The organism is Paenibacillus doosanensis (assembly GCF_025060755.1).
GTDB classification, from domain to species: Bacteria; Bacillota; Bacilli; order Paenibacillales; family NBRC-103111; genus Paenibacillus_S; species Paenibacillus_S doosanensis.
The window spans coordinates 65,582-72,897 of sequence record NZ_JANYUY010000039.1 but is presented as its reverse complement, the minus strand read 5'-3'; the positions used below and the strand labels follow the sequence as shown (position 1 = coordinate 72,897).

At 50.6% G+C, this 7,316-nt stretch carries 4 protein-coding genes and 1 rRNA gene; all 5 read right to left on the bottom strand.

Annotated features, from left to right (window positions below):
• Nucleotides 1–341, bottom strand: a 16S ribosomal RNA gene (locus tag N0M98_RS23530); the annotation flags it as partial.
• 340 nt (nucleotides 342–681) lie between these two features.
• Nucleotides 682–1,737 (bottom strand): HD-GYP domain-containing protein, encoded by a 1,056-nt coding sequence (locus N0M98_RS23525; protein WP_259619361.1) that lies wholly within the window; start codon nucleotides 1,735–1,737, stop codon nucleotides 682–684.
• Nucleotides 1,738–1,857: 120 nt separating this feature from the next.
• On the bottom strand, nucleotides 1,858–4,344 hold the full coding sequence (gene gyrA, locus N0M98_RS23520; RefSeq protein WP_249860241.1) for a DNA gyrase subunit A: 2,487 nt from the start codon (nucleotides 4,342–4,344) through the stop codon (nucleotides 1,858–1,860).
• Between the two features lie 101 nt (nucleotides 4,345–4,445).
• Entirely contained in the window at nucleotides 4,446–5,297 is an 852-nt protein-coding gene (locus N0M98_RS23515) for a polysaccharide deacetylase family protein (RefSeq protein ID WP_259619360.1), read from the bottom strand.
• Nucleotides 5,298–5,400: 103 nt separating this feature from the next.
• Complete coding sequence (gene gyrB / locus N0M98_RS23510) at nucleotides 5,401–7,308, bottom strand: DNA topoisomerase (ATP-hydrolyzing) subunit B (RefSeq protein ID WP_259619359.1); 1,908 nt, start codon at nucleotides 7,306–7,308, stop codon at nucleotides 5,401–5,403.
• Nucleotides 7,309–7,316 lie beyond the last annotated feature (8 nt).

Genomic DNA, 7,316 nt, shown 5'->3' with positions numbered 1-7,316 from the left:
GAGTCTGGGCCGTGTCTCAGTCCCAGTGTGGCCGATCACCCTCTCAGGTCGGCTACGCATCGTCGCCTTGGTAGGCCGTTACCCTACCAACTAGCTAATGCGCCGCAGGCCCATCCGTAAGCCACAGGTTACCCCGTGTTTCATGATCTCCTCATGCGAGAAGACCAGCTATCCGGTCTTAGCTATCGTTTCCGATAGTTATCCCGATCTTACAGGCAGGTTGCCTACGTGTTACTCACCCGTCCGCCGCTAACTGCTCCCGAAGGAACAGTCCGCTCGACTTGCATGTATTAGGCACGCCGCCAGCGTTCGTCCTGAGCCAGGATCAAACTCTCCATTAAAGTGCGACCGGCGCCGAAGCACCTTTCGTTATAACAGAGCTTGTCTTAAGCTCAAAATTCAATGCTAGCGAGAATTTGCATTCTCTATTTAACACTCACTCGTTGTTCAGTTTTCAAAGGACAATGGCTTTAACAAACAATTTTTCAATCATTTATATTGTTTGTCATTTTTTGTCGCATTGTTTAGCGGCGACTTTTATAATATATCACATTCGCCTAATCAATTGCAAGCTTTTTTTTATTCTTTTTTTCATTCAAAAGAAAATAAAAAACCTTCGTGCAAAAGCAGCGAAGATTAATTTATCATATCATGCCATAAGAAGTCAAGAACATCTCTTTATTATTTTTGTATGACGTCTTGTATGTACAAACTGCGTTCAATCGTAAGGTTAATAATCTGCCCGTTAACGTTAACCCAAGGGCGGGTCGGATGCGTCCTATCCGAAAATACGATCTCGCCGATCCGGTTATCGCTCAATTTGACCAAGACCCCGTTATGGAACTGCGTCACTTTTTTAATAAAGGTCTGAACAAGAGAAGGGTCCAGTTTACCGAACGATTCATTAAATAACTGATCAAGCACGAGATAGGGAGAGGCGCCTTTTTTATGATAACGGGCGGAGGTCATTGCATGGAAAATATCAGCGATAGCTACGATCTTCGAATAGAGATGAATTTTATCCCCTTTGATTCCCATTGGATATCCGGAACCGTCTTCCCGTTCGTGATGCTGAAGAGCCGATAATTTTACCCCTTCATTAATGGCCGTGACGTTCTTTAGCATGTTATATCCGATAACGGTATGCTGCTTCATCTCTTCCGTTTCCTCAACAGTCAGCTTGTTCGGTTTATACAGTATTCCCTGATCCACCTTGGTATTGCCGATATCATGAAGCAGCCCGGCAAGTGCTACCGGCATCAAATCCCTGGCGGGCAGCCCGTGCCATTTGGCCAAGCTGTAGGAGGTTAAGCTCACCATAATGCTGTTATGGTACACATAGTCATGAAGCTGAAACATTCTAGGGGTAAACGTCAAAATCCGGTACTGTTCGATATGTTGAATCAGCGCCTCAAGCTGGGTGCGAATTTCAAGGATCGGCGGATTTTGTCCGCTGGCCGAGATAAATACCCGTTTCAGCAAAGCCAACATTTTATCGTATTCTTCGAAAAAAGGAGAGACCGCGCTTCCAGTTTCCTCCGCAGCCGCTTCTTTTGCCGATTCTTGTTCTGTCTTTGATTCTATCGAGACGGTTGGAATAAGAAATGCCTTCAATATCTCAATGTCTCTTTCCGTCATGACTTTCCCTTTGTAGAAAAGAGTATTGCCGCGCTTTGTCTGCACATTTTCGCTCATCTTCTCGCCAGGTTTTAATTGAGATACGGGAACAGTCGCCATCGAACGTCCTCACCTTACTTTCTGTCATATCATTCCTATTCTAAACGAAAAAGAATGGGGATGTAACCCCCATTCTTCGCGGTATTCGCGGTATGTGATAAAATTTAACGTTTGACTTGATTACTCTTGCGACTCGTTGGAATCAACGGTTTCTTCGCCGTCCTGCTCATCCAGCGCTTCTTCGTTTTTCTCGACTCTGGCGACGGTAGCCACCTCGTCCTCATCGCGGATATTAATGAGTCTAACCCCTTGCGTATTGCGTCCCATCATGGAAATGCCCGACATGCTTGTACGAATAATCGTGCCAAGGGCGGTTATAATCATGAGATCCTCGTCATCCTGAACGACTTTGAGGCCGACCACATAGCCGTTTTTAGGCGTAACGTTAAGAGTCTTGATTCCTTTGCCGCCGCGCGATTGGAGACGGTACTCGTCAATCGGAGTCCGCTTGCCGAAGCCTTTGGAGGTGACGATCAGAACGCTGTTGTCCTTGCGAACCACGTCCATATCGATCACAGCATCGTCTTCGCCGATGTGGATGCCCTTCACCCCGGTAGCCGAACGTCCCATCGAACGCACTTCTTCTTCCGGGAAGTGAATGGAGAGGCCCTGCTTGGTTCCCATAATGATCGTCTGATTGCCGTCAGTCAACCGGACGCCGATCAGATCATCGTCTTCGCGAAGCGTGATAGCGATCAAACCGCCTTTGCGGATGTTGCTGTAGTCGTCGAGCGGCGTCTTTTTCACCAAACCGTTCTTGGTTGCAAAGAATAAATACTGCTCGGACTCGAAGCTCTCCACCGGAATGACCGCGTTAATCGTCTCTCCCTGCTCAATCTGGATCAGATTAATGATAGGAGTTCCACGGGCCGTACGGCTAAGATCAGGAATCTCGTAGGCTTTCAGACGGTACACTTTTCCCTTGTTGGTGAAGAACATCAAGTAATGATGAGTATTGGTTACGAACAGATGCTCGACGAAGTCGTTATCCTTCGTATCCATGCCGATGACGCCTTTGCCGCCGCGCTTCTGGCTGCGGTACGTAGTTACCGGCAGCCGCTTGATGTAGCCGGTGTGCGTGATGGTGATAATGACGTCTTCCTGCGGAATCAGGTCCTCATCCTCGATGCTTTCTTCACCTATCGTAATCTCGGAGCGGCGCTCGTCGCCGAATTTCTCTTTGATTTCGTTAAGCTCTGTGCTGATGATGGCCAGAACCAGCTGCTCGTCGGCCAAGATCGCTTTGTACTCGGCGATTTTTTGCTGAAGCTCCGCGTACTCCTCTTCGATCTTCTCGCGTTCCAAACCGGTCAAGCGCTGCAGACGCATGTCTAGAATCGCCTGCGCCTGCTCGTAGGTGAGAGCGAACTCCCGGATCAGACCGTCGCGCGCTTCCTCAGTCGTACGGGATGCGCGGATCAGGGCGATGACGCGATCCAAATGATCGAGCGCTATGCGCAAGCCTTCGAGAATGTGAGCTCTTGCTTCGGCTTTGCGCAGCTCGTATTCGGTACGGCGGCGGATAACTACCTTCTGGTGCTCCAAATAATGAAACAGCATTTCCTTCAGATTCATGACCTTCGGCTCGCCGTTGACCAGCGCCAGCATGATGATGCCAAAGTTGGATTGAAGGGCCGTATGCTTGTACAAATTGTTCAAAACAACATTCGGATTGACATCGCGGCGCAGCTCAATGACGATGCGCATCCCGTTGCGGTCCGATTCATCGCGCAGGTCGGTAATGCCGTCGATTCTTTTCTCTCGCACGAGCTCCGCGATCTTCTCGATCAGACGGGCTTTGATAACCTGATACGGAAGCTCATGAACGATGATTCGCGCTTTGTTATTGTTTTCTTCAATCGTGGCTCTCGCCCGCATCGTAACGGAGCCGCGTCCTGTATTATAGGCTTGTCTGATTCCTTCGCGCCCAAGAATGAAGCCGGCCGTAGGAAAATCCGGGCCTTTAATCGATTGCATCAAATCCATAGGAGTGCAATCCGGATTTTCGATCAGCTGCTGAACGCCGTCGATCACCTCTCTCAAGTTATGAGGAGGAATGTTCGTCGCCATACCGACTGCAATGCCGGAGCTGCCGTTCACGAGCAAATTCGGAAAACGGGCCGGAAGAACTGCCGGCTCCTGCTCCTCGCCGTCATAGTTCGGAATAAAATCGATCGTTTCCTTGTTGATGTCGCGCAGCATCTCCATGGCGATCTTGGATAATCTGGCCTCGGTATAACGCATCGCCGCCGCAAAGTCGCCGTCGATCGAACCAAAGTTGCCGTGACCGTCCACCAACATATAGCGAAGCGAGAAGTCTTGCGCCATCCGCACCATGGTCTCATAAACAGCGCTGTCCCCGTGCGGGTGATATTTACCGATGACTTCGCCGACGATTCTGGCCGATTTCTTGTGAGGCTTATCCGGAGACATTCCCAGCTCGGACATGGCGAACAGAATGCGTCGATGCACAGGCTTAAGCCCGTCCCTTACGTCCGGCAAGGCGCGGCTGACGATAATGCTCATGGCGTAATCCATAAAGGAAGTCCGCATCTCCGAGCTAATATCGATTTCTTTAATTTGTGGTGACCTCTGTTCGTCGGACATTGTTTACCTCCTAAGAACTTTCCCATAGGGAAAGTTTACTTCGTAAGCACTACTGAGTTTTCCGTAAGGAAAACTTACTTCGTAAGCACTACTGAATACGATTAAAGCCCGTGCAGTCTTTTAAGAATTAAATTATTCAATGAGTTCGCTCTAACAAATGGACTCCCGGCATTGATCCGCGGAATCTGCATCGGGTCGGTTCCCCGCTCCGTCAGCCCGCTGACGGTTGTATATGCGTAACGGATGCCTGCCTTATTCAGCAGCTGCGCCGATTTGGCATCGTAGATGCCGAATGGAAAGGCGAACGAATCGACGGGTCTGGAGTAGATCGATTCCAGCTTGCTGCGGCACAGCTCGGTATCGTCAATAATGCGCTGCTCGAACTGCGCTTGCGTCTCTTCCACCCCTGCGCTGTCGGTCAGCCTTGTCGTGAAGAGGGCGCCGCCGTTCGGAGCACGGTCGTGCAGGCTGTCCGTATGACATTGCACATCGATTCCCTGATTTTCCCGGGTCATTTGCTTGATCTGATCTTTGGACAGGGAAGGGATATGGCTCATCAAAGGCTGCTCCAAGTCTTTGGTAATGACGAAATTGACGGCGGGAATATTCAATTCCTGCAAAATGGGGTAGGCGCGGGTATAGAAGCTCTGATATCCGTCATCAAAAGTAACCAAAACCGCATTGGGAGGAACCGGTCCCCCCGCCAAAAACGCCTTGAACTGAGAGAGCGTAATAAAGTGATATCCTCGCTCCAGCAGATCGGTCAACTGATCCCGGAACAATCGTGAAGAGATCGTCACGTCGCCTACAATGTCATCGTCAATATGATGATAGGCGATGACGGCCACCTTATCGGTGTAGGCATCCCACTCAGCGTTTCGAAACAACCCCGGACTGAGCCCTAGCAGAACGATCATAAGCAGCCATAGTCCGGCTTTCTGTATCCCATTCAACGCCAATAGCTCCTTCTATATGGTTTTCGCATCGAAACCGCTGCGTTCGCTGAGGCGTCAGCGGCGTGCATAATGTTTCTAGCAGCGGTGCAACGAAATGTCATCAAATATCGAGATTTTTTACGAATTTGGCGTGCTGCTGAATAAACTCTCTGCGCGGTTCGACATTTTCGCCCATCAGCGCGTCGAAAATAGCGTCCGCATCCATCGCATCTTGAATATTCACCTGCAGCAGCGTGCGGCTCTCCGGGTCCATCGTCGTCTCCCACAGCTGTTCGGGGTCCATCTCTCCCAGACCTTTATACCGCTGCACGTTAACCTTCACGCCTTCGCCGAACTCCTGCATGATCGCATCCCTCTGCTTATCGTTGTAAGCGTAGCGAACCGTTTTGTTGCGTTCCAATTTGTACAGCGGCGGCTGGGCGATATAAATATAACCGGCTTCGACGACTTTCCGCATGTAGCGATAGAAGAACGTAAGCAGCAGCGTACGAATATGCGCTCCGTCGACATCGGCATCGGTCATAATGATTACTTTATGATACCGCGCTTTGGATATATCGAAGTCGTCGCCGATTCCCGTTCCGAGCGCCGTAATGATCGCGCGAATTTCCGCGCTGGACAGGATGCGGTCCAGCCTTGCCTTCTCTACGTTCAAAATTTTACCGCGGATCGGCAAAATCGCCTGGAAGTGACGATCGCGGCCTTGCTTCGCCGAGCCTCCCGCGGAGTCCCCTTCGACAATGTAAACTTCGCTGATCGAAGCGTCCCTGGAGGAGCAGTCGGCTAATTTCCCCGGCAGGGCGCTTACTTCAAGCGCGCTCTTGCGGCGTGTCAGCTCGCGGGCTCTCTTGGCGGCTTCGCGCGCGCGCGCCGCCTGTACGCCTTTTTCGACAATTTTCTTGGCTATCGCCGGGTTTTCGTCCAAAAACTCCATCAGCTTCTCGGAGAACAGCGATTCGACAATACCGCGCACTTCGCTGTTGCCCAGCTTGGTCTTGGTCTGTCCTTCGAACTGAGGCTCCGGAATTTTAACGGAAATGATCGCAATCAGACCTTCCCGCACATCATCACCCGTAAGGTTCGAGTCGCTGTCCTTGATCGCGTTGTACTTGCGGGCATAATCATTCAAAATACGCGTCAACGCGCTCTTGAACCCGGATTCATGCGTCCCGCCTTCATGCGTGTGAATATTATTGGCGAACGAATATATGTTCTCCGTATAGCTGTCATTGTACTGCAGGGCGATTTCGACCTGGATGAAATCCTTCGTCCCCTCCGTATAAATCGGCGTATGGATAGTCTCCCGATTCCGGTTCAAATATTCGACGAAGGAAATAATGCCTCCCTCGTATTTGAACGTATTGCTGACATCCGTCCGTTCGTCGCTCAAGCAAATTTCGATGCCTTTATTCAGGAACGCCAGCTCCCGAACCCGGGACTGCAGCGTATCATAGTCGTATTCCGTCGTTTCCGTAAAAATTTCTTCATCCGGCCAGAACCGGATCGTCGTTCCCGTATGATCGGCGTCCCCTACGATTTTCAAGTCATATTGTGGCACGCCGCGCTGGAATTCCTGCTGATGAATTTTGCCTTCGCGCTTAACCTGCACGACCAGCTTCTTGGAGAGCGCGTTCACGACCGACACGCCGACCCCGTGAAGACCGCCGGACACTTTATACCCTTCGCCTCCGAATTTACCGCCGGCATGAAGGACCGTAAGCACGACCTCCAGCGTCGATTTCTTCAGCTTCGCGTTCTCGCCGACAGGAATCCCGCGGCCGTTGTCAATAACGGTAACACTGTTGTCTTTATGGACAATGATTTCGATTTTGGTACAAAATCCGGCCAAAGCTTCGTCAATACTGTTGTCGACCACTTCCCACACAAGGTGATGAAGGCCTCTAACACTGGTTGACCCGATGTACATCCCCGGACGTTTCCGGACAGCCTCAAGACCTTCCAGTACCTGTATCTGACTTTCATCATACGTGTTTTGATTCACAGACATGTTGACAC

Bases quoted from the DNA above. Each gene is read 5' to 3' on its own strand.
- N0M98_RS23525 (WP_259619361.1), bottom strand. From the start codon at position 1,737: ATGGCGACTGTTCCCGTATCTCAATTAAAACCTGGCGAGAAGATGAGC.
- gyrA (WP_249860241.1), bottom strand. From the start codon at position 4,344: ATGTCCGACGAACAGAGGTCACCACAAATTAAAGAAATCGATATTAGC.
- gyrB (WP_259619359.1), bottom strand. From the start codon at position 7,308: ATGTCTGTGAATCAAAACACGTATGATGAAAGTCAGATACAGGTACTG.